This window comes from Pseudomonas sp. AK106 (genome assembly GCF_053903055.1).
On record NZ_CP096426.1, the window covers coordinates 1,084,766 to 1,108,062 of the forward strand.

20 protein-coding genes are annotated in these 23,297 nt (G+C 61.3%); 8 read left to right on the plus strand and 12 right to left on the minus strand.

What is annotated here, in order from left to right:
• The first annotated feature begins 58 nt into the window (after positions 1-58).
• Together M1E04_RS04940 and groL are read left to right on the plus strand one after the other, a co-directional pair.
• Positions 59-352, plus strand: coding sequence for a co-chaperone GroES (locus tag M1E04_RS04940; protein WP_065992178.1), 294 nt, complete (start codon positions 59-61; stop codon positions 350-352).
• A 49-nt stretch (positions 353-401) separates the two neighbouring features.
• Positions 402-2,045, plus strand: a complete 1,644-nt coding sequence (groL, locus tag M1E04_RS04945; RefSeq protein WP_065992179.1) for a chaperonin GroEL — start codon at positions 402-404, stop codon at positions 2,043-2,045.
• Positions 2,046-2,702: 657 nt separating this feature from the next.
• On the opposite strand, the gene M1E04_RS04950 is transcribed toward groL, so the two are convergent.
• On the minus strand, positions 2,703-3,443 hold the full coding sequence (locus M1E04_RS04950; protein WP_192132765.1) for a phosphatase PAP2 family protein: 741 nt from the start codon (positions 3,441-3,443) through the stop codon (positions 2,703-2,705).
• A 235-nt stretch (positions 3,444-3,678) separates the two neighbouring features.
• Here M1E04_RS04950 and colR point away from each other — a divergent pair, with 235 nt between their 5' ends.
• The 5 genes from colR (at position 3,679) to M1E04_RS04975 (ending at position 7,456) form a co-directional block, all read left to right on the plus strand.
• Positions 3,679-4,362 carry a two-component system response regulator ColR gene (colR, locus tag M1E04_RS04955; RefSeq protein ID WP_037014624.1) on the plus strand — a complete coding sequence of 228 codons (684 nt, stop codon included), beginning with the start codon at positions 3,679-3,681 and terminating at the stop codon, positions 4,360-4,362.
• A complete protein-coding gene (locus tag M1E04_RS04960; protein WP_065992181.1) occupies positions 4,352-5,674 on the plus strand; it encodes a sensor histidine kinase in 1,323 nt (440 codons plus the stop codon). The genes colR and M1E04_RS04960 overlap by 11 nt, the downstream gene beginning before the upstream one ends.
• A 162-nt stretch (positions 5,675-5,836) precedes the next feature.
• Complete coding sequence (locus M1E04_RS04965; RefSeq protein WP_192132767.1) at positions 5,837-6,505, plus strand: class I SAM-dependent methyltransferase; 669 nt, start codon at positions 5,837-5,839, stop codon at positions 6,503-6,505.
• Between the two features lie 7 nt (positions 6,506-6,512).
• The gene (locus M1E04_RS04970; RefSeq protein ID WP_065992185.1) at positions 6,513-7,232 is read left to right on the plus strand and encodes a lipopolysaccharide kinase InaA family protein; all 720 of its coding nucleotides are present in this window, start codon (positions 6,513-6,515) and stop codon (positions 7,230-7,232) included.
• Positions 7,229-7,456, plus strand: a complete 228-nt coding sequence (locus tag M1E04_RS04975) for a hypothetical protein (protein WP_296310283.1) — start codon at positions 7,229-7,231, stop codon at positions 7,454-7,456. Before M1E04_RS04970 ends, M1E04_RS04975 begins: the two co-directional genes overlap by 4 nt.
• A gap of 75 nt (positions 7,457-7,531) precedes the next feature.
• Here the strand turns inward: M1E04_RS04975 and M1E04_RS04980 are convergent, their stop codons facing one another.
• From M1E04_RS04980 to M1E04_RS05030, 11 genes are all read right to left on the minus strand, one after another.
• Positions 7,532-10,606: a multidrug efflux RND transporter permease subunit gene (locus M1E04_RS04980; RefSeq protein ID WP_456292488.1), complete on the minus strand. Its 3,075-nt coding sequence runs from the start codon at positions 10,604-10,606 to the stop codon at positions 7,532-7,534.
• Positions 10,607-10,620: 14 nt separating this feature from the next.
• Positions 10,621-11,787, minus strand: coding sequence for an efflux RND transporter periplasmic adaptor subunit (locus M1E04_RS04985; RefSeq protein ID WP_456292489.1), 1,167 nt, complete (start codon positions 11,785-11,787; stop codon positions 10,621-10,623).
• A gap of 95 nt (positions 11,788-11,882) precedes the next feature.
• Positions 11,883-12,980 carry a DUF1513 domain-containing protein gene (locus M1E04_RS04990; protein ID WP_456292490.1) on the minus strand — a complete coding sequence of 366 codons (1,098 nt, stop codon included), beginning with the start codon at positions 12,978-12,980 and terminating at the stop codon, positions 11,883-11,885.
• A 1-nt stretch (position 12,981) separates the two neighbouring features.
• Complete coding sequence (locus M1E04_RS04995; RefSeq protein ID WP_192132772.1) at positions 12,982-14,046, minus strand: imelysin family protein; 1,065 nt, start codon at positions 14,044-14,046, stop codon at positions 12,982-12,984.
• 27 nt (positions 14,047-14,073) lie between these two features.
• Positions 14,074-15,501, minus strand: a complete 1,428-nt coding sequence (locus tag M1E04_RS05000; RefSeq protein ID WP_456292491.1) for a di-heme oxidoreductase family protein — start codon at positions 15,499-15,501, stop codon at positions 14,074-14,076.
• A gap of 139 nt (positions 15,502-15,640) precedes the next feature.
• Complete coding sequence (locus M1E04_RS05005; protein ID WP_065992198.1) at positions 15,641-16,180, minus strand: AP2/ERF family transcription factor; 540 nt, start codon at positions 16,178-16,180, stop codon at positions 15,641-15,643.
• A gap of 268 nt (positions 16,181-16,448) precedes the next feature.
• A complete protein-coding gene (locus M1E04_RS05010) occupies positions 16,449-17,804 on the minus strand; it encodes an imelysin family protein (RefSeq protein WP_065992202.1) in 1,356 nt (451 codons plus the stop codon).
• A gap of 215 nt (positions 17,805-18,019) precedes the next feature.
• Entirely contained in the window at positions 18,020-20,071 is a 2,052-nt protein-coding gene (locus tag M1E04_RS05015) for a putative bifunctional diguanylate cyclase/phosphodiesterase (RefSeq protein WP_456292492.1), read from the minus strand.
• A gap of 312 nt (positions 20,072-20,383) precedes the next feature.
• On the minus strand, positions 20,384-20,980 hold the full coding sequence (locus M1E04_RS05020; protein ID WP_065992213.1) for a superoxide dismutase: 597 nt from the start codon (positions 20,978-20,980) through the stop codon (positions 20,384-20,386).
• A gap of 202 nt (positions 20,981-21,182) precedes the next feature.
• Entirely contained in the window at positions 21,183-21,785 is a 603-nt protein-coding gene (locus tag M1E04_RS05025) for a LysE/ArgO family amino acid transporter (RefSeq protein ID WP_192132776.1), read from the minus strand.
• Between the two features lie 36 nt (positions 21,786-21,821).
• Complete coding sequence (locus tag M1E04_RS05030; protein WP_065992215.1) at positions 21,822-22,220, minus strand: ACT domain-containing protein; 399 nt, start codon at positions 22,218-22,220, stop codon at positions 21,822-21,824.
• A 106-nt stretch (positions 22,221-22,326) separates the two neighbouring features.
• On the opposite strand from M1E04_RS05030, the gene M1E04_RS05035 reads away from it, so the two are divergent.
• A complete protein-coding gene (locus M1E04_RS05035; protein WP_456292493.1) occupies positions 22,327-23,226 on the plus strand; it encodes a LysR family transcriptional regulator ArgP in 900 nt (299 codons plus the stop codon).
• Positions 23,227-23,297 lie beyond the last annotated feature (71 nt).

The following is a 23,297-nucleotide window of genomic DNA, read 5'->3' on the forward strand; positions in this document are numbered from 1 at the left end:
GTTTTAACCCGCCGGTGTTCGCACCGGGCGTTTAAAAACCATAATTAGGAGATCGACAATGAAGCTTCGTCCTCTGCATGACCGCGTCGTAATCCGTCGCAGCGAAGAAGAAACAAAAACTGCTGGCGGTATCGTGCTGCCTGGTTCGGCTGCTGAAAAACCTAACCGTGGCGAGATCATCGCCGTCGGCAACGGTCGCATCCTGGACAACGGTGAAGTACGCGCGCTGGCCGTGAAAGTGGGTGACAAAGTGGTGTTCGGCCCTTACTCCGGCAGCAACACTGTGAAAGTAGACGGCGAAGACCTGCTGGTGATGAGCGAGAACGAAATTCTCGCGGTCGTCGAAGGCTGAGTTGATACCCCATTTCCCGTTACTACAAAGTATTTAAGGAATAACGATCATGGCTGCTAAAGAAGTTAAATTCGGCGATGCTGGCCGTAAAAAAATGCTGGCTGGTGTCAACGTCCTGGCCGACGCAGTAAAAGCAACTCTGGGCCCTAAAGGCCGTAACGTCATCATCGAAAAAAGCTTCGGCGCTCCGCTGATCACCAAAGACGGTGTGTCCGTAGCCAAAGAAATCGAGCTGAAAGACCGTTTCGAAAACATGGGCGCGCAGCTGGTCAAAGACGTTGCTTCCCGTGCGAACGATGACGCTGGCGACGGCACCACCACCGCCACCGTTCTGGCTCAAGCCATCGTTAACGAAGGCCTGAAAGCCGTCGCTGCCGGCATGAACCCGATGGACCTGAAGCGCGGCATCGACAAGGCGACCATCGCCATTGTTGCCGAGCTGAAGAAGCTGTCCAAGCCTTGCACCGACACCAAGGCAATTGCCCAGGTCGGCACCATCTCGGCCAACTCGGACAATTCCATCGGCGACATCATTGCCGAAGCCATGGAAAAAGTGACCAAAGACGGCGTTATCACCGTTGAAGAAGGTTCGGGTCTGGAAAACGAGCTGTCTGTCGTTGAAGGCATGCAGTTTGACCGCGGCTACCTGTCCCCGTACTTCATCAACAAGCCGGACACCATGGTTGCCGAGCTGGAAAGCCCGCTGCTGCTGCTGGTTGACAAGAAGATCTCCAACATCCGCGAAATGCTGCCAGTTCTGGAAGCCGTTGCGAAAGCTGGCCGTCCTCTGCTGATCGTGGCTGAAGACGTTGAGGGCGAAGCGCTGGCGACTCTGGTCGTGAACAACATGCGCGGCATCGTGAAGGTTGCAGCGGTCAAGGCCCCTGGCTTCGGCGACCGTCGCAAGGCCATGCTGCAGGACATCGCTGTTCTGACTGGCGGTACCGTTATCTCGGAAGAGATCGGCCTGAGCCTGGAAACCGCTACCCTGGAACACCTGGGTAATGCCAAGCGCGTTATCTTGAACAAAGAAAACACCACGATTATCGACGGTGCTGGCGTTCGTGCCGACATCGACGGTCGTATCGCGCAGATCCGTCAGCAGATCGGCGACACGTCGTCGGACTACGACAAAGAGAAGCTGCAAGAGCGTCTGGCCAAGCTGTCGGGCGGCGTTGCAGTGATCAAGGTCGGTGCGGGTTCCGAAGTTGAAATGAAAGAGAAGAAAGCCCGCGTTGAAGACGCCCTGCACGCAACCCGTGCGGCCGTTGAAGAAGGCGTGGTGCCTGGCGGTGGTGTTGCGTTGGTTCGTTCGCTGCAGGCGATTTCCGAACTGCGTGGCGACAACGCTGATCAGAACGTGGGTATCGCTCTGTTGCGTCGTGCGGTTGAAGCGCCTCTGCGTCAGATCGTGGCGAACTCGGGCGACGAGCCTAGCGTTGTGGTCGACAAGGTCAAGCAGGGTACGGGTAACTACGGTTACAACGCTGCGAGCGGCGAGTACGGCGACATGATCGAGATGGGTATTCTCGATCCGGCCAAGGTGACGCGTTCTGCTCTGCAGGCTGCTTCGTCGATCGCCAGTCTGATGATCACTACTGAGGCGATGATTGCTGATGTGGCTGATGAGAAGGCAGCCGGTGGCGGTATGCCTGATATGGGCGGCATGGGTGGTATGGGCGGCATGATGTAAGCCAGCCGTACCCCGATGTAGAAAAAACCCCGCTTAGGCGGGGTTTTTTTATGGGCGGCGCTAAATGACTCCCTCCGCGAGTGACCTTCGAAAAGCCTCAGGATCAAGAGCGTCTGCCTAGGGGCAGACATTTCGCCTCCGGCGAGTTACTTGGAAAAGCACCCCAAGTAACCAAGGGTGCTTGCTCCTGGTTGGGCCCGACTTCGTCGGGTTCCTTCACTCCGGTCTCGCTCCGTGGGCCCGCACCGAACGGGCATCCATGCCCTGACGGCGCTCTCGCCGCATCCATGCGGCTCGGCCCACTGCGCGAGATCTGCGTTCAGCCTGCACCCAAGTCGCGATTGGCGGTGACTGGATTTTTTGTGTACGAAGATCAAAAGCGGATCAAGAGCAGATGCACATCAAGGGCTTCCCGGCTAAAGCCGGTCCTACAGGGAGAGCCAATCCCACGGGATGCACGCGGTCTCCTTGTAGGACCGGCTTTAGCCGGGAAGAGGCCCGTTTGGGCACTATCAATTTTGGGTCTAACGCTTGATCATGCCCACGCTCTGCGTGGGCATGCATACCGGTTGTAGGGGACTGATTTATTTACCGGGTTGTAGGGGACTGATTTATTTACAGCGCTTCACCGTAAATTAATCTGTCCCCGTCTAGTCATCATCCCGAAACTGCTTCTCCACCCACCACTACATCCTTTTTCGCCGGCCGGTACAGCACGAAGTAATACGCCCCCAAACAAAGCAGCCAGCAGAACACCGCCGTCCAGATGTTATGGGAGAAGAAGTGCGCGCCTTGTAGCATTCGGCCGATGGAGAAGACGGTGCCCAGTCCCGCCGCGAAGATCAGGCCGGCTTTGGCCAGGCGGGGTTTGCGGTCGCGGAAGACGAAGAACAGGGCGAACAGTGTGAAGCCGGTGGCCGCATGGCCGCCGGGCCAGCAGCGGCCGGGTTTGTCGGTTTGGGGGCGGGGGCTGAGGAGTTCGCTGTAGGTTTCCTGGCCGCCGAATTCTTTCAGGCTCCACGGGCACTGCACCGATGTCACGACTTTCACCGGCGTGACGAAGCTGGTGGATAACGCCATCGACAAGACCATGCAGCCCAGTTCACGTTTCCAGGGCTTCAGCACGTTGACGAAGAACGAGGCAATGAAGCTCACGAAGGACAACACGCCGATGGCGATGACGGCCTGTTTGGCGCGGTCATGCAGGACGTCTTCGAGAAAGAAGCTGTGCCGACCGATGAACTCGCCCGCCACCGGGTCATAGGCCAGTTTGGCGATGTCCATGTCCAGCGAGGTCAATTCCAGCAAGATCAGAACGATGGCGGTCACGGCCGGTATGCCCAGATAAACCCAGCCGTTGATCGGGCGTGAGGCGGGCCGTTCGAGTGCGTGTGACATGGCAAATCCCGTGTGGTGGGCGAGGGGAGAGCGGGGGTGTATGGAGCCCGAGCGGTGCGAAGTCTGAGCAGAACGCTGTCGCGGCGCCGTGAACCGCGGGTGAAAAAAACGTTATGCACCGCAGTGCTGGCCCTTGAGCGCGCATCGCCGTAAGCTGCCGCCAACTCTGACCTTGTTGAGCGGCATCTCGAGCCGTGTCCCGGGTCTCGCCACACCGCATAGGGAGACACGCGCCATGAGAATTCTGCTGGTTGAAGACAACCGGGACATTCTGGCAAACCTCGCCGATTACCTCGGATTGAAGGGCTATACCGTCGATTGCGCGCAAGACGGTCTGTCTGGTCTGCACCTGGCAGCGACCGAGCACTATGACCTGATCGTGCTCGACATCATGCTGCCCGGCATCGACGGTTACACCCTGTGCAAGCGCCTGCGTGAAGACGCGCGCCGCGACACCCCGGTGATCATGCTCACCGCCCGCGACCAGCTCGACGACAGGCTGCAGGGGTTCCGCTCCGGCGCCGACGACTACCTGCTCAAGCCGTTCGCGCTGTCGGAACTGGCGGCGCGCATCGAGGCCGTGCTGCGGCGTGCCCAGGGCGGCGGTCGACGTACTCTGCAGGTCGCCGATCTGATCTACGACCTCGACACCCTTGAAGTGACCCGTGAAGGGCGTCTGCTTAAACTCAACCCGGTTGGCCTGAAGTTGCTCGCGGTGTTGATGCAGAAGAGCCCTCACGTGCTGCGCCGTGAAGTCCTGGAAGAAGCCCTGTGGGGCGACGATTGCCCGGACAGCGATAGCCTACGCAGCCATGTTCACCAATTGCGTCAGGTCATCGACAAGCCGTTCGCCAAGCCGCTGTTGCAGACCGTCCACGGTGTCGGGTACCGCCTCGCCGAGGGGCGTGATGGAGTTTAAGCAGAGCCTCGCCCAGCGGATCATCATCGCCTTCGCCTTGATGAGTGCGTTGGTTGCCGGTTGCTTCGCGATGGGCATTGTCGCGACGGTGCACCTGGTCGAAGAAAAGCTGATTTCGGCGGGACTGGGCGGCGACCTGACGCGGCTGTTGCTGATGGACAGCGTCAATGACTGGAACCATCGCCCCGAGCCGGATCAGCTGTTTTACTTCAGCGGCGGTCCGGGGGATTTCGAGCTGCCGAAGGATCTTCGTCATTTGGAGTCGGGCTTTCACGAAGTCTTTCGCGGGCCGTTGTCCTACCACGCGATGGTCGAGATCGTCGACGGTCGCCACTACGTGCTGCTCCAGGATCAAAGCGATTTCGAAGAACGTGAGCGCGTGCTGTTCGCCGTGGTGCTGGTGGGCTTTGTGCTGGCGTTGGCGCTGGCGATTTTCCTCGGCTGGATACTGGCGCGGCGGGTGATGGCGCCGGTGGTGCGGCTGGCCCGGCAGGTGCGCCATCGCGATCAGTTGCTCGGCCTCGCGCCGCCCCTGGCCCCTGATTACGCCGCTGACGAAGTGGGCGAGTTGGCGGTCGCCTTCGACGCCACACTGGGCCGCCTGCGTGATGCCTTGACCCGCGAGCGGATGTTCACCAGCGACGTCAGCCATGAACTGCGCACGCCGTTGATGGTGCTGGCCAGTTCCTGTGAGCTGTTGCTGGAAAACCCGGCGCTGGACCAGCGCGCGCGGGCCCAGGTCGAACGCGTGGCGCGGGCGTGCGAGGAAATGCGCGATCTGGTGCAGACCTTCCTGATGCTGGCACGCACCCAGCGCGACGACCTCGCCCTGAATCCGCAACTGACCCTGCAAGGCGCCGCCCAGCAGTTGATCAGCCTGTGGCGCGAGCCGATCGAGCGCAAAGGGCTGACCTTGGAATACCTGCCTGGCCAACCTTCCGAAGCCGCCTACAACGCCACCTTTCTGTATGCCGTGATGGGCAACTTGCTGCGCAATGCGTTGCACTACACCGAAACCGGCTTTATCCGCCTGACGCTGCGTGAAGGCGGCTTCATGGTGGAGGATTCCGGTGTAGGCATCCCCGAGGAAAAACGTGAGGCAATGTTTCAGCCATTCGTGCGCGGCACCGAGCAAAGGGGCGAAGGTCTGGGCCTTGGGCTGTCGTTGGTGCAGCGTATCTGCGAAAACCAGGGGTGGTCGGTGAGCCTGGACACCATGGAGCCCAACGGCTGTCGATTCAGCGTGGACATGGGTTCGCGCCCTGCCAAAGACCCCGTTCGGCTGCCGTCGACAAATGTACAGCCTGTGTAAAGGTGCTAAAACTCCGCGGAATATGGCCGTATGCTGGCCCTAAGTCCTTGAATAATCTCGTAACATATCTTCACTTTTTCAGACGTTTTTTTCACATTCATGTGACCTGAACATAACGCCCCGCTCCTTAGTTTGGCCCTTTCATTCAAAGGAGAAGCGGCCATGAGCAAGCGGATCGAGCTTGATTTTTCGCGCAAGTACGACGACGAACACGCGAAAAAGTACTTACGTAAACACAACGATGGACTGGCGAGACGCTTGTCGGATCGACGGGACAAACAGCTCGCCCGCCGCGCATTGGCGCTGGCAGGCGAGCCGGGTCTGGTGCTGGACCTGCCCTGTGGCGCCGGTCGTTTCTGGCCCGTGCTGGCAGAGAAGCCCAACCGGGTGATCATCGGTGCGGACAACTCGGCGGCGATGGTCAAGATCGCCTGCGAGTCGCAACCCGCGGAGGTCGTCAAGCGCGTGCAACCGCTACAGACCTCGGCCTTTGCTATCGAGATGCCCGACAACGCCGTCGACAGCATCTTCTGCATGCGCCTGATGCATCACATCGGCAAGGCCGAAGACCGCGCCGTGCTGTTGAAGGAGTTTCACCGGGTGACCCGCGACAGCGTGATTGTGTCGTTGTGGGTGGATGGCAATTTCAAGGCCTGGAAGCGACGACGCGCCGAAGCGTCGCGACCGCAACATGATTATCAGAATCGCTTCGTGCTGCCGGTGGCCACCGTAGAGGCCGAATTTGAACAGGCAGGGTTTCGGATTCAAGAGCGCCTGGATTTCCTGCCGATGTACGCCATGTGGCGTGTGTATCTATTACGTAAGAGGTAACAACAGGATGGCCGTGGATTTCGCAACAGAGTTAGCCGTTCCTGCCAAGGACCGCTTCGCCTATTTCTGGAACACGCGGGGCGAGTGGGTCGAAGAACCCAATGTGCGCCGCGGCGGTGAAAGTGGCGTGCAGCGCGTCGTCTCGGAAAACGGTCGGCTGCTGTATGTGAAGCGCCAGACAGGCCATATCTACCGCAGTTGGTTGCACCCTTTTGGCCGTCCGACGGTGTTGCGCGAACGCGATGCCCTCGAGGGCCTTCGTCAGCTCGACGTCAACGTGCCGCGCATGGTGTTCTGCGGCGCAGAGCGCGATGAGAACAACGAGTGGCGCGCGCTGCTCGTCACCGCCTCGCTGGACGGTTTTGACGAATTCGAAAACTGGCTGCGCGCCGGCGGTCGTGAGCAGTATGGCGAAGCCGTCTACGAACAGATGCTCCAGGAAATCGCCAGCAACCTGGCCCGTATGCACAAGGGGCGCTGGCAGCACAGCTGCATTTACATCAAGCATGTTTTCGTTCGTGTCGTGGGCGAGGGCGCCAATGCCAGGGCTGAAGTGGCGTTGCTCGATCTGGAGAAATGCCGCCAGCGCCTGACGTCCTACGCTGCCGCACAGCACGACATGAAACAACTGCGCCGCCATTCGTCGTTTCAGGCGGCGGACTGGACAAAGCTGGTCTACTTTTACGAGACCGCGTTTGGCAGGCCCATCAAAGGTTTACAGCGATGAAGTTAGGAATGGCGCGAGGTTTGTTTTTGGTCGGGGCGTTGGGGGTGACTTCCATCGCGCTGGCTGCCTGGGATCAGCCCGGGCCGAAGATTCTGAGTGCAGTGCATGGCGAAGGCCATTGCCCGCTGCCTCGGGTGGCCAAGGTGTCTGACACGGCCCGGCCTGATCACGATCTGCTGCTGTTGATGTTCGGCCTGGCCCAAGGGAGCGGACCGCAAGGTTGATTCTTTTCCGTTGCGCTGACCAAAAGGCCCCGAAGATCGGGGCCTTTTTTGTGGGCGTGTGGCGAGGTTTTTGCGTCAGCGACCAGCAGTCGTGTCGGCAACCCCATGGCTATTGCCCTCGGGCTGCGCATCATCCCGCCGCGCCAGCAGCGTATACACGCACGGCAGCACAAACAGCGTGAACAACGTCCCCACCGACATGCCCGTGGCAATCACCAGCCCGATATCGAACCGGCTGACCGCGCCCGCACCCGTCGCGAGAATCAGCGGCACCATGCCGAACACCATCGCTGCGGTGGTCATCAAGACGGGACGCAAGCGTATCGCCGCCGCTTCCTCCACCGCTTCGCGGGCGGTCAGGCCTTTGTCCCGGCGTAGCTGGTTGGCGAATTCGACGATCAGAATGCCGTGCTTGCTGATCAGCCCGATCAACGTGACCAGACCCACCTGGGTGTAGATGTTCAGCGACGAGATGCCGAGGAACAGCGGGATCAATGCGCCGCAGATCGACAGCGGCACCGTCACCAGAATCACCAGCGGATCGCGGAAGCTCTCGAACTGCGCGGCGAGCACCAGAAAGATGATCGCCAGGGCCAGGCCGAACGTCACCCACAGCGCATTGCCTTCCTGCACGTACTGACGGGAGGCGCCAGCGTAGTCGTAGGCAAAACCCGGTGGCGATTCTTCGATCGCGATCTGTCTCACCAACTCAATCGCCTCTGCCTGACTCACCAGGGGGAAGCCGGAGATGATCGCCGAGTTGAGCTGCTGGAACTGATTGAGCTGTCGGGGCCTTGCCCGGTCGCTGACGGTAATCAGCGTCGACAACGGCAGCATCTTGCCGTCGGCGTTCTTGACGTAGTAATTCGAGAGCCACGCCGGGTTGTCGCGGTAGGCGCGCTCGACCTGGGCGATGACCTTGTAGCTGCGCCCGTCGATGGTGAAACGGTTGATTTCCGCCTCGCCGAGCAGCGTCGCCAGACTGCCGCCAAGGTCCTGCATCGACACGCCCATCTGAGCGGCCTTGGCGCGGTCGATGTCGACCACCACTTCCGGCTTGTCGAACGCCAGGTCAACGTCCAGAAACGCGAATTTGCCCGAATCGGCGGCGCGTTTCTTGATGCGATCCGTCACCTCCAGCAGCGCGGCATAGTCGCCCGGTGTATTGATCACGAATTGAAACGGCAACCCTTCACCGGTGCCGGGCAACGACGGCAGGTTGAAGCCGAAAACCTGCAGCCCGGTGATGCCGTTGAGCTTGGCCTGCACTTCTGGCAGCAGCTCCATTTGCGTGCGGCTGCGCTCATCCCACGGCTTGAGCAGGAACCCGCCGACGCCGGTCTGCACGCCATTGAAACCGTTGATCTGGAACGAGGAGTAGTACTCCGGGAACGCTTTGAAAATGCTGATGAACTGATCGGTGTAGGTGTTCATGTAATCGAGGTTGGTCGGCTGCGGTGCCGTCGCCATCATGAAGATGATGCCCTGGTCCTCGTCCGGCGCCAGTTGCGATTGGCTGAGCTTGAGAAACACCGGAATCATGCACAGCACCAGCACCGCAAACACGATCACCACCGGACGCGTATTCAGCGTGCCATGGAGGACGCGCTGGTAACGGCCTTTCAGGCTCTCGAAGGCGTGATCGAGCTTGTGCGCCAGGCCGCTGGGGTTCTCTTCCCGGCGCAGGAGCACGGCGCACATCATCGGCGACAGGGTCAGCGCGACGATCCCGGAAATCACCACCGCGCCGGCCAGCGTCAGCGCGAATTCCTTGAACAGCGCACCGGTCAGTCCCTCCAGAAAACCGATGGGCGCATACACTGCGGCCAGGGTGATGGTCATCGACACCACCGGCATGGCGATCTCGCGAGCGCCCTCGATGGCTGCATCGAACGGCGTCTTGCCTTCCTCGATGTGCCGGTGAATGTTCTCCACCACCACGATGGCGTCGTCCACCACCAGCCCGATGGCCAGCACCATCGCCAACAGCGTCAGCAAATTGATCGAATAGCCCATCAACTGCATGAAGAACAGCACACCGATCATCGACAGCGGGATGGTGATCACCGGGATCAGCACTGAACGCAGGGCGCCTAAAAACAGGAACACCACGACGATGACGATGAGTACCGCTTCGATCAGGGTCTTCACGACTTCATGAATCGAGGCTTGAATGAACAGCGTCGCGTCGTAGGCGATGGACGCTTTGAGGCTCGGCGGTAACTGGGCTTCCAGCTCCGGGAGGATGCGCCGCACTTCCTTGATCACATCCAGCGGGTTCGAGCTGGGCGTGCCCTTGATGCCGATGTACACCGACGGTGTGCCGTCGAACGAACTGACCGTGTCGTAGTTTTCCGCGCCCATCTCCACCCGCGCCACATCGCCCAGTAGCACGCGGCTGTCGCCCACGGTCTTGAGCGGGATGGCCGCAAAGGTCTCGGGGGATTTCAGGTCGGTGCTGGCGTTGACGCTGGTGACCACGTACTCGCCCTTCACCTCGCCCGCCGCGGACAGGAAGTTGTACTTGCGCACCGCTTCGGTGACATCGCTGGCGGTGAGGCCGAAACCGGCGAGCTTCACCGGGTCGAGCCACAGGCGCATGGCGAAGACCTGATTGCCCAGAATCTCGGCTTCGGCCATGCCCGGCAGCGTCGCCAGCTTGGGCTGAATGACCCGGGACAGGTAATCGGTGATCTGCGGATTGCTCAGTTCGGCGCTGTAAAAGCTGATGTACATCAGCGCCGAGGCATCGGCGGCTTCCTTGCTCAGCACCGGATCTTCCGCGTCCTGGGGCAGCTTGTTCTTGACCTCGTTGGCCTTGGCCAGCAGCTCGGTGTAGAGGCGGTCGCTATTGGAGCCGATGCGTGCATAGATGGAAATGACCGAGAAGTTCTGCCGGCTGACCGAGGTCATGTAGTCGATGCCTTCGGCGCTCGCCAGACTCTGCTGCAGCGGCTGAGTGATATAGCCCTGAATGGTTTCGGCGTTGGCGCCGGGGTAGGCCGTGGTCACGGTGATCAGCGCGTTCTCCATCTGCGGGTACTGCCGGATGGTCAGCTTGCTGAACGCCTGAAAACCCAGCAGCACGATCAACAGGCTGATCACGCTGGCGAGCACCGGGCGACGGATGAACGGGTCTGTAAAGGCCATGATCGATTCCTTGATCAGTCAGCTTTGGGCTGGCTGTTCTGCGCCGCCGGGGTGGCGTCAGACGGTGTTGCCGGGTCGGCCACGATGGCGACGGCAGCGCCGTTATCCAGTTTGAGCTGACCGCCGGTGACCACGTGCTCTCCGGCTTTCAATCCTTTGCTGATAATCACCAGCCCGCCCCGACGCTCGCCGGTTTCGACAAAGCGCCGCTCGACCATGAGCTGAGGCTCGCCCTTGCTGTTGTTTTCCGGCTGGCCGTCGGCGGTCTTTTTCGGCACGACGACGTAGACCGAGTTGCCGTACAGCGTGTAGGTGATCGTGCTTTCCGGCAGCATTAGTTGCGGCGTGTCCTGCCCGAGCAGCACTTGCAGGCTGGTGAACATGCCAGGCAATAGTTGGCTGTCGGGGTTGGGCAGCGTGGCGCGAATCAGCACATTGCGGGTGGTGTCTTCGACCTTGGGGTTAATGGCGCTGATGCGCGCAGTGAAGACGCGTTCGGGGTAGGCCGCGACGCTCACCTGTACTTCTTGGCCAAGGGCCAGTTTCGGGAGCATTTGCTCCGGCACGAAAAAGTCCGCGTACAGGCTGGTCAGGTCTTGAAGGGTGGCGATCACCGTGCCGCTGGCCAGGTAGTCGCCCACGTCAACCTGTCGAATGCCTATGGTGCCGCTGAAGGGTGCGAGGATGCGCTTCTTCGCCAGGGAGGCGTTCAGTTGTGCGACGGTGGCGGCGGCCTTTTTCTGGGTGGCCGCAAGCTTGTCGAAGTCGCCACGGGAAATGGCGGATTCGCCCACCAGTTTACTGCCGCGGCCGTACTCCACCTGTGCCAGACCGAGGTCCGCTTCAGCGGTCCCAAGCAGTGCCTTTTCCACATCGCTGTCGAGTTGCAGGAGCGGCTGACCGACCTTGACCTTCTGGCCGGATTCGAACTGCACGGCCTTGACCGTGCCCGCGATTTCCAGCGACAGGTCCACGCCCTGGAAGGCCTTGAGCGTGCCGATGGCCGGCAGGCGATTCTGCCACGGGCGCTCGGCAACAACCGCTACCGCGACGTTGATCGGCGGCTTCGGCGCCGTGAATTGCTGGACCTGCTGATAGACCGAAAACGCCTTGTACCCGCCCAAGGCCAGCACCACGATCAGGACAATGCCCAACATGATCAACATGCGGCGACGCAACATATTCCACTTCCTTGGAAAACCGACGAATCAGGCGAGCACGTTAGTCGTGTCGGGGTTTAGTTGCCAGTGGCATTGAGCAGGACTTCCGTTCCCGATCAAACCAAATGCAGATGGTTGTCCCACAACCCCGCCGGCAGCTCCAGCGGCTTGGCGACCAGCACCGTCTCGCGGCAGTCATAGAAACGGCAGCGGCCCTGGCCCGAGGTTACGACGAAGCCGTCCGCCACCGCACCCACCCCGGCGCAGTCGGGCAGTGGTGCGTCGAGCTTCAGCGCGCCGCTGTCCAGGTCCCAGATGAAGAAGCGGTTGCCCCTTGGCGCGGTCAGTGCCACCAGCCGCAGGTCGTTGTGAATGGCGACGCTGGCGGTGTAATGGGCCATCGCCTGCAGCTGTTGATCGGCCACCGGAAAGGCCTGAAACGGTTGGCCCGGCCGCTTAATGGCCAGTAGCTCGGCGGACTCGTGGGAGGGGCCCATGAACTGCTGGCCCGCGACGATGGTGCCGTCGCTGGCGATCGCCATATGGCGCACGCTGTTCATCTGCAGCGACAAGGTCTCTTTGCTCAGCAGCGTGCCGTCGCGCTGCATCAATACCAGGCTCGGCTCCATGGCGTCGAGGTTCATTTCGACGCGGCTCTCGGCCTCGGTGCGAATGCCGCCGTTGGCGACTGCAAGGGTCTCGCCATCCGGCATCCATGACACCTGGTGAGGGCCTACGCCGTGGGTGGAAATTTCCCCGGTGCGTTGCAGCCGCTCATCCACGAATCGATACACGCCCAACAGGCCGCGGCCCGGTTCCGTGGTGTCGTTTTCGGTGGCGTACAGCCATTCGCCGTCCTTGTGAATGACCGCGTGGCCGTAGAAGTGTCGGTGGGGTTGCGAGGTGATGGTTTGCAGCAGGCGACCGTCGCGCAGGTCGATCAGGTAACTTTCGGTCCCTGGCCGGCGTGCGACGAACAGCGCGATCGGCAAGCTCGGATGATTGATGATGTCGTGACAGCGCTGGGCGACGGCGGTGGCAAACACCTGCGTGCCGTCGACGCGATAACCCACCGCAAAGTGCTGGCCGTTGCCGTCGTCCCGGGCGGACAGCAGCAGCGGGCTTTCGCCTTTTTTCGCGAACAGCGTCCAGCCGCCGAACGTGACGGCGCTGAGCAGCAGGCTGCCCAGACCCAGAGCCTGACGTCGCAACATATCAGTCACCATCATTGGCGTTGAAGCCCAGTTGGATGCCCAGCGCTTTGGCCAGCTCGCCTTCGTGCAGGCGATGAACCACGTTGAGGCTGTCGTAGAAGGCGTTGAGCTGCTGGCGGCCTTCTTCGCTGGCCAACAGATCCCCGAGTGGCGGTTTCAGCGCGGCCAGCTGTCGATTGCTCTCAGCGTAGGCGGCGTCAATCTTGTCGGCCAACGGCTTTTGCTCCTTAGGCAATAGCCCGCGCAATCCCTTGTTGTCGACGCCGGCCCAGACGGTCTGCGCACTGGCCAGACTCGCCTGCAAGCTGCTGAGCGAGGCTTTGCTGCGCCAGGCTTCGGCCTGAAACGGTTGCGGTACGCCTTTGGTGCCACGGCCCAGCGGGGTGCCGAGCTTTTTCTTCAGCGAGTCCAGCGCAGTCACTTGCACGCGCAGCAACTCGGCAATGGCTTCGTGGGAATCGGCGTAACGCTGATTGGGAAACTTGCTCAACTGAGCGAGCATGCCGTCGTTGCTGTTCCAACTGCTGAGGATGTCTTCGGCCAACGCTTTCTGACGCTCGCCGATGGCCACCAGCAGCGGGCAGTAGCGGGCTTTCTGCTCGGCATTGGCCATGTCGATGTCGGCGTCGAAGAGGATGTATTCATAGGCCGACAGGCCCTGAACCACCACACTGGATTTGCCCAGGGCATCGGCGCTGATCTGCGGCTGTGCGGTGACCAGTTGCTCCACCTGACGACCGACGAGGTTCTTTTTGTCCGGCCAGAACTGAATCTGCCAGGCGCGATTGCCTTCGGCCAGCGGTCCGATCAGCAGCGGTTGCAGCTCGGCCCAGGCTTTTTGTGCGTAGAGGAAATCGGCGCGGGCGGTGTCCAGGTCGGATTTGCCCTGACAGTAGGACAGGGCACTGATCGCCAGTTGCCGGTCGGCATCGACCCAACGGCTGTAGGTCGGCAGGATGACCTGACTGGCAATGGCGGCAGACGTCACGGCTTGCGGGTCCGACGGCGCGCACGCGCCCAGTGCCAGTGCGGCAAGGCTGGTGAGCAACAACTTGGGGCGGAACATGCCCGACTCCTTATCTTCAGAAATACGTTAGAGAGAATTCAAGAACGCCAGCAGCGCCGCGCGCTGTTCCGCGTCGAAGGCCAGCACCTGACGTTGCGCCGGCAGCGCCTCGCCGCCGTGCCAGAGCACGGCCTCCATCAGGTTGCGGGCGCGCCCGTCGTGCAGAAACTGCGTGTGGCCGCTGACGGCTTGCGTCAGGCCGATGCCCCACAACGGCGGGGTGCGCCACTGTTGGCCGCTGGCCTGAAATTCGCTGAGATTGTCGGCCAGGCCTTCGCCCATGTCATGCAGCAGCAGATCGGTGTAAGGGCGGATGACCTGATTCGCCAGTTCGGGTTCGGCGGCATCGGCGGAGGTGGTGAATTGGGGCGTATGGCACTGCTGGCAACCTGCTTTGAAAAACAGATTCTTGCCCGCCAGTACCTGCGGGTCGGCCACGTCTCGACGGGCCGGAACGCCCAGATTACGGGTGTAGAAAGTGATCAGCCGCAGGATGTTGTCGCTGACCTCCGGCTCGCCGTTCGGGCCATTGCCGTTGGGCGCAGCAAGGCACGCGGTCTGTGACGGCGTGCAGTCGTCGACCGGCATCAAGGTGGACGTCAGGCCCATGTCACCCGCCAGTGCGTGGGCATTCTGCTGTTTGATGCTCGGCTGCGAGGCTTTCCAGCCGAAACGTCCGAGGACGGATTTCTGCTGCGCATCGTCCCAGACCCAGTTGGGTTTACCGGTGATGCCGGTGCCCTGTTCATCATCCGGGTTGGCGTTGGCCAGAATCGCGGCCTGGGGAATGGCTTCCAGAAGCCCCAGCCCGATCATCGGAGGCGCAATACGCGCGGAAGCTCGCGTCTGCGGGTGCATCGGGCCGTAACCGGGTTGGGTGATCTGCAGGGTAGGGCGGCGCAGATGCACCGGGGTGCCGTCGCGAAAATGCACGGTCATCGAATCGTAGTCGACCCGCACCTTGCCTTCAGGCGTCACGCCTGGGATGGCCATGTCCTGCAGTTGTTTGCCGTATACAGGCTCGGGTGTCAGGCCCAGCTGCCTGATGTGTTCGGCGAATGCCGGGTCGTCGGGAATCGACAGGCGCACCAGCATGGAAACGGCGTTGTCGGCACCTGGCTCGGGCGGGTGGCCGCGACCGTCCTTGATGTGGCAGTTCTGGCAGGCGTTGGTGTTGAACAGCGGACCCAGACCGTCACGGGCGGTGGTCGTCGAGGGGGCGATCACCCAAGGGTTGCGGAAGAAACTGTTGCCGACGCTGAAGTCCAGTCGCCGGGCAGGCGACAGGTTGGCCGAGGGCAGGGAAAACGCGTTGCGGTCGCGCTTGTTGACGGTGGTGGCGCCGCCGGACCGCGACTCCCCTGGCTCGGCTGCGGTGAAACGCGGGGCGTCATCGCACCCACTGACGGCCAGCGCCATCAGCAGAAGAAACGAAGGACGTAACCGCGCAGTCATACAGGTCCTGCAAAGGGGTGGAAATCGGGGCGAGCAAGCTTACCAGCCCCGTGTTTTATGAATAAGAGGGATTAGCGTTTGAAGGACCTCTCGTAACGTGTTGTTACCAAATCATCCGCAGGCAACGGGTCGGTAAAGCTCACGCTCCGGCGATCTCCAGGGCCGGGTTTTCCACGAGCAGCTGCATCAGGCGCCGTTCGCCCTCGACCACCTTGAACGACCGGTAATCGCCAATGCCGTCGAGCTGCCGTTCGCGTTCGCGGATCGCCAGCTCCTTGGCCCGCTCGTAGCCGTAATGCTCGACCCTGAACGACTTGGTGACACTGCTGCCGTTGCGTAGCGTGGTCCGCGCCACCCAATAGGCAATGCCGGTGTAGCAGCGGTAATGCACCCCCGGATAGCCGCTGGTGTTGGTGGCGATGATGCGTTGACGGATGTCGCGGCTGAGCTTGGGCAGGTGCGCCAGCAGCAACTGGTCACGGCACGCGTCGGCGGCTTGGCGTGCCGGGTCACGGCCCCCGTAGCGGGAGAATGAGAAGAGCCGGTTGAATGTCCTGCCATCGCGGTAGATCGTCACCTTCCAGGCACGCGGGCCCTTGACGCCGACCAGCAGGTGGATACCGTAATCGTTGGCTTTGAGCTTACTGACGCGGCGCCTTTTATTGTTTCTCTTGGGCACTTTCTGTCTCCTCCTGGATAGGGTGGGGTCAAGGAAGTGCGCATGATCGGCGGCGGGGGAGGCGTGTTCAATCCGACAAGGAGCGAACAGGAAATGCCCTACAAAGCTTACAGACCGGTCCCCGGATAAGGCCGGTTTTGGTGAGGTTTGGAGCTTCGATTGACGAAAAAAATGCCGGCCCGTGGTCGGGTCGGCATTTGTTTGCAGCTGGACCGGCTTCACTCCGAAAGGCGTGGCCCCACAGGGTTTGAAGCGGACGTGATGGGGATCAGAACTCGTGGTCGGCGTTGTCCGGGTTCAGGTCGGTGATGCCCAGCTTGCCGGCCGCTTGTTCGATGGCCCCGGTCTGTTTGACCAACGCAGCAATGGCGTTGCGCACCACTTCGTTGCCTGCTGTATTGCCGGCCGCGATGAGCTGGTCGAAATGCTCGCCCTTGTTGGCGTGGTCGACGATGACCTGCAGCTTTGCCTGGGTCGCGTCGAGGTCGGCACGAACGGTCTGGTCGGTCGCAGCGTCGGCCTTGGCCACCAGCGAAGACAGGCTTGGGCCAGTCACTTTGCTGCCGTCGACGCGGGTGTACTCGCCCAGGTAAACGTTGCGGATGCCCAGACCGTTGTAGAAGTGCGAGTTGTGGGTGTTGTCACTGAAGCAATCGTGCTCGTCCTCGCTGGAATTGGCCTCCAGCGCGACTTTCATGCGTTCGCCTGCCAGTTCACCCAGCGACAGGCTGCCCATGCCGAAGAGCATTTTGCGCAGTCCGCTCTCGGCGGATTCTGCTTCCAGAGTGGCGCGGTAGTTGTCGGCGACGCCCGGTTTCCAGTTGTTAACCATTTCTTCGAGGTCGCTCACCAGCAGGTCGGTGACGGCCTTCAGGTAGGCGCGACGGCGGTCGTTGTGGCCGCCGGTGCCGCCCTGACCTTCGATGTAGTCGCTGGCCGGACGCTCGCCGGCGCCCGGGCCGGTGCCGTGCAGGTCCTGGCCCCAGAGCAGGAATTCGATGGCGTGGTAACCGGTCGCTACGTTGGCTTCCGAACCGCCGAGCTCGTTCAGGCTGGCGAGTTTTTCAGGGGTGATTTCGCTGACGTCGACTTTGTCCTCACCCACTTGCACCGACGTGTTGGCGATGATGTTGGCAGTCGCGCCCGGGTTGCCCAGTGCGTGCTGGTAGTCCTTGGCGACGTAGTCGATCAGGCCTTCGTCCAGCGGCCATGCGTTCACCTGACCTTCCCAGTCGTCGATGATGGTGTTGCCGAAGCGGAACACTTCGCTTTGCATGTAAGGCACCCGCGCCGCGACCCACGCTGCACGTGCTGCTTTCAGGGTCTGGTCATTGGGGGTGGCGAGGAAAGCGTCGACTGCCGTGCTGAGGGTTTTGGCAGTGGATTCGGCGTCGCTGAAGACGGCAAATACCATGTTGGCGTAGTTGGCGACCACTGCTTTGGTGGCGGCTTCGCTGGACTGGGTCGGTGCAGCGGCGGGGGTCGGCGCTGTGGCTGGGGCGGCGGCTGCGGCAGGTGCCGGGGCAGGCGCTGCAGCGGCGGGTTTGTCCTTGCCTTGATCACAACCGGCCAGAGCAATAGCGACAGCCAGCAGACTTGCGGTTGCCAGGGGCATACGAATCATGACGGAATCCTGCATCGAGAAGAGGTGTAAACGGTGGCGAACGCCAAAAAATGCTGCGCCATAATGCGAAAGATTTGCATTCGGTGTAAAGGCCATTTGCCCAGGCAGTCTGAGGGAGGTATTTCAAGCTGTTTCAAGGGGGAGGTAAGGTGCCGCGTCGCAATGGCGAGGGGGAATCCGCGCAACGGCTGCCTCTTCGTCGCAAGGCAGGCGTGCTACAGCGCCTCGCTGTGAGTGCGCTGGGCTTGCTTGAGGTAAACCAGCAGTTCCCGCGCCGGCAGTGGCTTGCTGTAAAAATAGCCCTGACCTTCGTGGCAACCCTCGGAAATGATGTACGCCTCTTGCTCGGCGGTTTCCACGCCCTCGGCAATCACCTGCATGCCCAGGCTTTTGCCGAGCTGGATGATGGCGCGCACGATGGTTGCGTCGTCATCGTCGTCGAGCAAATCCTGCACGAAGCTCTTGTCGATCTTGATCTTGTCCAGCGGCAGGCTTTTCAGATAACTCAGCGATGAATAACCGGTGCCGAAGTCATCAATGGCGATCAACGCCCCGGAGCGGCGCAGGCTCAGCAGGTGCTGGGCGGCGGTCGTGATGTCTTCCATCAGGCCGGTTTCAGTGACTTCCAGCTCCAGACTGCGGGGCGGCAAGCGGTAGATCTGCAGCAGGTTGTTCACCACCCGCGGCAATTCGGCGTGGTGCAGCTGCACGGTGGACAGGTTCACCGCCATGCGCAGGTCGCTGAAGCCTTGATCGTGCCATTCGCGCAGCTGTTTACAGGCCTGATCCAGCACCCACTCGCCGATGGCGATAATGGTGCCGTTCTGCTCGGCCAACGGGATGAACAGGTCAGGGGGTACGAAGCCGTGTTCCGGGTGAATCCAGCGGATCAGTGCTTCGACGCCGACCACACCGTGGTCGCGGTAGCTGATCTGCGGCTGATAGACCAGATGAAACTGCTCGCGGGCCATGGCCTCGCGCAGGTCCTTCTCCAGCTCACGTCGACGGCGCATCTCGCTGTCGACGCTGGCGATATAAAACTGGTAGCGATTGCGCGAGCGGGTCTTGGCCAGTGTCATGGTCTGCTCGGCTTTCTGCAGCAGCTTCTCGGTGCTGTCGCCATCTTCGGGGAACAGAGTGATGCCGATCGTGGCGCGCAAGCGAATCTCTTGCTGATCAACAGCGAAGGGCGCCTCCAGATCGTCGAGGATGTTCTGCGCCAACTCGGCGGCTTCATAAGGCTGTTCGATATCGGCCTGGACCAGCGCGAACTGGTCGCCGCCCAGGCGGGCGAGGGCGCCGAGACGTCCGCTGTGGCCGCGCAATCGATCGGCGAGGGCCAGCAGCAACTGGTCGCCGGCCTGATAGCTGAATTGTTCGTTGATGCCTTTGAAGTCATCCAGCCCGACGCATAACACCGCGACCCGATGCTGCACCTTGCCGGCGTCGACGAGGATTTTGTCCAGTTGCTTCTGCAGTTGCAGCCGGTTGGGCAGCCCGGTGAGGAAGTCGTATTGGGACATCCGCAACAGGCTGGATTCAGCCTCGTGGCGCAGGGTGGTGTTGCGCTCGATGGACGCCAGCAGTTGGTTGGCGGTGTTGACCCAGATCCCCAGCTCGTTTTTTTCGTGGCCTTTGAGCAGGGGCAGTTGGTGTTCGCTGGGGCGGTCGGGGTTGATGGTGGTCAGGTGCTCGATGATTCTCGACAGCGGTTTGGTCAGCAGCCAGTGGTAAACCAGGTATAGCACCAGACCCAACGCCAGCGCGCGCAACACGCCGGAGATGAAGATGATCATTGAGTTGGTGAGGAAGGTTTCGCCGTAGGTGGCGGTGTCCAGGGTGATGCGCAGGTCGCCGTAGTATTCGCTGTACGGGCTGCGGCCGACCAGTTGGGTGGTGAAGCTGCGTTCCTGGCCAAGGATCAGATCGGTCAGCCAGCGGGTAGGGGTGACTTCGAGGGAGCGGGATTTCTCGGCGAGCACCGTCTCGTTGGGATGACCAATGGACGCCAGTCGCACCGCTTCGTCCTGAAACAACCCTTCGATGACCTGCATGCCCATTTCCCGGTCCAGGCTGTAGACGGCCTGTGTCGACGGGTCGCGAAACATGTCGAGGATACGCGCTGCGTCCGAAGCAACGGCCTGGCGGGTTTTGTATGCGTCGTAGACGATCTGTGCGCAACTGAGCACGACCCCAACGATCAGCGCTGAAAGCAGCACAACGCGAAGCAGCTTCACCGACAAGCTGTGTTTGAGTTCCAGCTTCAAATGGCCATTCCTTCATCCATGCTGATAGCGGTCTGACTGTGTGCACGCACGGGCAATGCAGGCATTCGGATCAGACGCGTCTGGCTTGCGCCTGACCCCCATCAATCGGGAAAACACTTAACAGGCAGACCACTCAGGCTAACCGTACTGTGTCGGTCGTCCGCGGGAAGAACTTGAGCCCAGCCGTTTGAATCAGCACGAAATTTGATATTAGTCGGCTATCGCTTCCAGACAATACATAAACGACAAACAGAAGGCGAAAAAAAAACCCGGACGTGCCGGGCTTTTTTTATTCGAGCATTCAAGCATTCATCAGGCGGTGAAGCTTTTGCCTTCGAACTGCTCGGCAACGAACTTCCAGTTGACCAGGTTCCAGAACGCCTCGACGTACTTTGGACGCAGGTTACGGTAGTCGATGTAGTAAGCGTGCTCCCAGACGTCGCAGGTCAGCAGCGGGGTGTCGCCGCTGGTGATCGGGTTGCCGGCGCCGATGGTGCTGGCCAGTGCCAGGGAACCGTCAGCTTTCTTCACCAGCCAGCCCCAGCCGGAGCCGAACGTGCCGATGGAGGTCTTGCTGAATTCTTCCTTGAACTTGTCGAAGGAACCGAACGCAGCGTTGATTGCATCAGCCAGAGCGCCGGTCGGTTGGCCGCCGGCGTTTGGCGCCAGGCAGTTCCAGTAGAACGTGTGGTTCCAGACTTGAGCGGCGTTGTTGAAGATACCGCCCGAGGACGTCTTGACGATTTCTTCCAGAGTCTTGCCTTCGAACTCGGTGCCTGGCACCAGGTTGTTCAGGTTCACGACGTAGGTGTTGTGGTGCTTGTCGTGGTGGTATTCCAGAGTTTCCTTGGAGATGTGCGGTGCCAGAGCATCATGTGCGTACGGCAGCGGAGGCAATTCAAAAGCCATGGTAATTCTCCTAATCAGGTCAGTTGCGGTTTGCGCAAGGCCGATCACGGGCGGCCAGACAGAACTTACGCTGGCGAGTTTGTACTCTTTGCAGCGCAGGGGCTGGATCATAGCACCGGCCCCGGACCTTAACCACGCAACAACAGTGTGGGATAGAGGTTCCAGAGCATTGCGCCGAAAGCGTAGTGGCAGGCTTGGGTTTTCACGCCGTCCTGACCAATTGCACCGCCACGCTGAACATCATCACCGCGACCATCAGGTCCAGCAGGCGCCAGGTGGCCGGGCGCGCGAGCCAGGGCGCCAGCCAGGCGGCGCCGATCGCCAGCGTTGAAAACCACAACACCGAAGCGCTGGCTGCCCCGGCCACATAAGCGCCGGGCACTGCTTGCTGCGCGCCGAGGGAGCCGATCAGCAGGACCGTATCGAGATAAACGTGCGGGTTCAGCAAGGTCACCGCCAGGGCGGTCAGCAATACCGCGCGGCGAGAGCGCTGGCCGTGGGTGTCGCCGTTGGCGAGGCTCTGCGGCGACAACGCGCGGCGCAAAGCCATGGCGCCGTACCACAGCAGAAACACCACTCCGCCCCAGCGCGCCACCGCCAGAAGCGTCGGGTTGTGGGCCAGCACATTGGCCAGCCCGAACACGCCGGCGGCCACCAACAGGGCGTCGCACACGATGCACAGCAAGGCCACGGACAGGTGGTGTTCGCGACGCAGACTTTGCGCCAGCACGTAAGCGTTCTGGGTGCCGATGGCCATGATCAGCCCGAGGGAAACCAACAGGCCATTGAGGTAGCTTTGCCACATGATGTCGGGCCTCGATCAGTTCAGGGATGGACGGGATCAGGCGCTCGTCGCCAGTGCGCGCAAGGTGCTCATGGCCTCCAGCGCGTCGTCCTTACCCACGAAAAGATGGTCGTGGTAAAAGCCCGCGACCACGTTGCAACTGATGCCCGCCTGCCCCAGTGCGCTGGCGAACGCGGCGGTCAGCCCGACGGCCGCGAGTGAGGAATGGACGGTCAGGGTAATCCAGGCCATGACGTAATCGCTGGCCAGGCCCAGGTGCTGCGCCTGGCTGCGTTCAAGTATGACGGTCAGGCCTTCACGCTCCCTGAAGCTGCCGATCACCTCGACACCTTGCACGTGGCTGCTGTCAGCCACGGTGCAGAACACGTAATCACCTTCGTTCAGTTCGGGGTCCATGCTGCGCAGCAACGCGCTGAGGGAGGTTTCGCCAGTCATTGATATTCGCCGTTTGTTGAGGTGGGCATCAGTCAGTGGTGGCGATTGTCAGGCGAGAGCGAGTATAAGAAAAACCAATAAAGCTCATCACCCATTAGAGAAAATGATGTTCGACTACAAGTTGCTTTCCGCGCTGGCGGCGGTGATCGAGCAAGCCGGATTCGAGCGTGCTGCACAGGTGCTTGGCCTTTCGCAGTCGGCGGTGTCCCAGCGCATCAAGCTGCTGGAGGCGCGGGTCGGCCAGCCAGTACTGGTCCGGGCGACGCCGCCCACGCCGACAGACATCGGCCGGCGCTTGCTCAACCATGTCCAGCAGGTGCGCTTGCTGGAGCGGGATCTGCAAAGCGTGGTGCCCGCGCTGGACGAAGGCGGCATGCCCGAGCGCCTGCGCATCGCACTGAACGCCGACAGCCTGGCGACTTGGTGGGCCCTCGCGGTCGGGGACTTCTGTGCCGAGCATCGATTGCTCACTGATCTCGTGGTTAAGGATCAGGATGTCGGGCTCAAACGCATGCGCGCCGGTGACGTGGCCGCGTGTCTGTGCGGCAGTGAACGGCCGGTGGCGGGGGCGCGAAGTGTGTTGCTCGGCGCCATGCGCTACCGGGCGCTGGCCAGCCCTGACTTCATCGATCGGCATTTCCCGCAGGGCGTGACGCCGCAAGCGGTCGCCCGATCGCCCGCGCTGGTGTTCGGCCCGGATGATTTCCTGCAGCACCGCTACCTCGCTTCGCTGGGCGTCGAAGGCGGATTCGAGCATCATTTGTGTCCCTCGTCCGAAGGCTTCATGCGCATGGTCGAAGCCGGAATGGGCTGGGGACTGGTGCCGGAATTGCAGGTCCGCGGGCAATTGGCGAGCGGTCAACTGGTCGAGTTGCTGGCCGATCACTGCATTGATGTACCGTTGTACTGGCATCATTGGCGCAATGGCGGTCGCTTGCTGACGGAGCTGACGGACCATCTGGCGAAAAAAGCGGGGCAATGGCTGGTGCCGTTGCAGCCTGAGTGAACGTCAGTAGTCGACGCAGCAGATTGTAGGATCGGTCGCAGAACAGCCGCGGCGATCACAGGCAAAAGATG